Annotated in this window: 3 protein-coding genes; 2 read left to right on the top strand and 1 reads right to left on the bottom strand. The window is 56.3% G+C overall.

All coding sequences use genetic code 11. The annotated features are described in order from the left end of the window. Window positions 1–419: 419 nt before the first annotated feature. Both AB3X89_RS39785 and AB3X89_RS39790 read left to right on the top strand, forming a co-directional pair. Window positions 420–695, top strand: a complete 276-nt coding sequence (locus AB3X89_RS39785; RefSeq protein WP_368588001.1) for a hypothetical protein — start codon at window positions 420–422, stop codon at window positions 693–695. After that, complete coding sequence (locus AB3X89_RS39790; RefSeq protein WP_368588002.1) at window positions 695–889, top strand: hypothetical protein; 195 nt, start codon at window positions 695–697, stop codon at window positions 887–889. The genes AB3X89_RS39785 and AB3X89_RS39790 overlap by 1 nt, the downstream gene beginning before the upstream one ends. A 68-nt stretch (window positions 890–957) precedes the next feature. Here the strand turns inward: AB3X89_RS39790 and AB3X89_RS39795 are convergent. Next, a partial coding sequence (locus AB3X89_RS39795) for a hypothetical protein (RefSeq protein WP_368588003.1) occupies window positions 958–1186 on the bottom strand: 229 nt, incomplete at its 5' end.

Below are 1186 nucleotides of genomic sequence, written 5' to 3' on the forward strand. Positions count from 1 at the left end.
TGAAGGCGCTTCAGGACCTTGGCCAGGCCCGGCGCGAGTGTGGTTCGCGGTGTCTTCGTCTTCTTCATCGCACAGCTCAAAAATTCGCTACCCAATTTTAACGTGGGCCTTACTGCAACAGAACCCTATTACGTCGCGACCAATTTAACGTGACAGTGCCGTTTTGCGAGGTGTTGTGAGATCCGTTTGACGTTGGCATCCGGCGCGGGTCGAGCCTGACAAAAAGGGGGGACGCCGTATCCGGCGCGAATTTCGAGGAACCCGGCAGGCTCCCGGTACGAGGGTCAAGAACTTACCGAACGACGCCGATATCGACGGTGTGCCAGCGCCCATCTCACGGCCCCGCTGCGCCTGCTTGACTTCACCGCAAATGCGTCTAGAATGTACATATCATGTACATGCACATAGGAGAAAAGGGAATGGCTACAGCAACGGAGCGAATCGTCGTCCAGGTGACGGCTGTTCAGAAGCGGGCGATAGCGAGCACCGCCAAGCGCCTCGGGCTTAACGTTAGCGAACTGATGCGCCAAGCTGCGCAGGGCTTCACGCCCTCCGAGGATGAGCAGGATATGCACGCGCTTATTGCGCGCGTGAACGCATCCACGGGCGAAGCAAACGATGCGCTGGACGATGCGCTTGCGTTCGTCGCAGAGTCCAACAAACGAATCGCAGCGATGACGGAAGGAAGGCACTAATGGGCGTCACGGACAAGGTGTGGGACGCGCTCACGACCGTTATCAAGATGAACGACAAGGTTGTGGCATTGGCTGGCACAGTGAAGGACCAGCAGGCCAAGATCGAGGGCCTGACGGAACGCGTTATTCGACTCGAAGCGACGTTGGAACTGATGATGCGCGCGGGCGGCGACACAAAAAAGCTCCCGCGTTAACACGGACAGGAAAAAGGGAATTTTCACGAATCAGAAAGAAAACGAATTGCTTGTCGCCACGCTTCGATTTAAACCAGCGGCGGCACCGATGACGGCAGAGGTGGACGTAACCGCCGAAGCAGCGATTTTTTAGCCGCCGCCAGTACCGGACATGCCGTGTGGACGGGTTGTGTTGCAGTAAGGGTGTCGGGACGAGAAATGTCGATATGATAAGTATTGCTTATGACACAAGGGAGTAAAACTGCTGGGAAGCAGACGACGGGTCTTTGCCCGCACATTTCATCTGTCCTTTCCTGA

The sequence above is a fragment of the Paraburkholderia sp. BR14320 genome, assembly GCF_040948665.1.
Taxonomy (GTDB): domain Bacteria; phylum Pseudomonadota; class Gammaproteobacteria; order Burkholderiales; family Burkholderiaceae; genus Paraburkholderia; species Paraburkholderia youngii.

What these genes read in the sequence shown, in the direction of transcription:
- AB3X89_RS39785 (WP_368588001.1), top strand. Translation starts at nt 420, where the DNA reads ATGGCTACAGCAACGGAGCGAATCGTCGTCCAGGTGACGGCTGTTCAG.
- AB3X89_RS39790 (WP_368588002.1), top strand. Translation starts at nt 695, where the DNA reads ATGGGCGTCACGGACAAGGTGTGGGACGCGCTCACGACCGTTATCAAG.